We start from the raw sequence: 819 nt of genomic DNA on the forward strand, positions 1-819 counted from the left end.
CCGACAGACTCATGTGGTGAATCTGCCTGCGCTCGAGCTGTGCCAGTAACCTTAATTATCGAAGCCGCTGCAGCTAATGACCTCGGACATCGATGCCTCGGCCTGCAGGCTATCGGTGGGCGCGAATAACGTCCGCCGATAGCCTGCAGGCCATTTTCAATTGTCAGTCAGCGATCCAGGAAGGGCTCACAGAACGCCGAGCTCCCCTTTCCCCTCAGGCATGGGCATGAGCAACGTAACTGTGAAGGGGCTTTCCTCCGAGCCCTCCAAAGCGCGCTTGAGTTCGGTAAACGGCGCACTCGCACCATGGTTCGCCAGCGCTTCCCCGGAGTCCTAATGCTCAATGATCACGAAGTCTCCCTCGCCGCGGGTGACTCGGTGGAGCGCATATCGCCGACAACCGACCTCCTCATGCACAGCTTTCACCGCTGTACGCAACGCGGCCTCCAGATCGAGCGTCCGCCCGCTGGCTGCGGTGAACACTGCCACGGCAACGACATCATCACCACGCGCCGTGGTGGTTGCAGCGTCGGCGTGTCGCTGCTGGGATTTGGTGGCGGTCACGTCTCGAACCTCTCACGCAGGAAGCGACCTGCGATCTCGAGTGCCGTCTTTGCCTCGGGGAGGAAGTTGAAGAGCGGGTAGATGTGGATCATGCCCTCGCCGATCTCAAGTGTGACGCTGCCACCAGCGTTCTTGATTCGATCGGCAAGCCGGACAGAGTCATCGAACAACCCCTCGTCGGTTCCCACGAAGATCAGGGTGGGGGGCATCTTCTCGAGATTCGCATGAAGCGGTGACCCGTAGGGCGTTTCCCGA

General features: G+C 60.4%; 2 protein-coding genes. Both read right to left on the reverse strand.

What is annotated here, in order from left to right:
• Positions 1–333: 333 nt before the first annotated feature.
• A complete protein-coding gene (locus RZ1_RS29840; protein ID WP_083584026.1) occupies positions 334–564 on the reverse strand; it encodes an antibiotic biosynthesis monooxygenase in 231 nt (76 codons plus the stop codon).
• A partial coding sequence (locus RZ1_RS29480; protein WP_139282086.1) for an alpha/beta hydrolase occupies positions 561–819 on the reverse strand: 259 nt, incomplete at its 5' end. The genes RZ1_RS29840 and RZ1_RS29480, both read right to left, overlap by 4 nt.

The sequence above is a fragment of the Rhodococcus zopfii NBRC 100606 = JCM 9919 genome (assembly GCF_001895025.1).
GTDB lineage: Bacteria > Actinomycetota > Actinomycetes > Mycobacteriales > Mycobacteriaceae > Rhodococcus > Rhodococcus zopfii.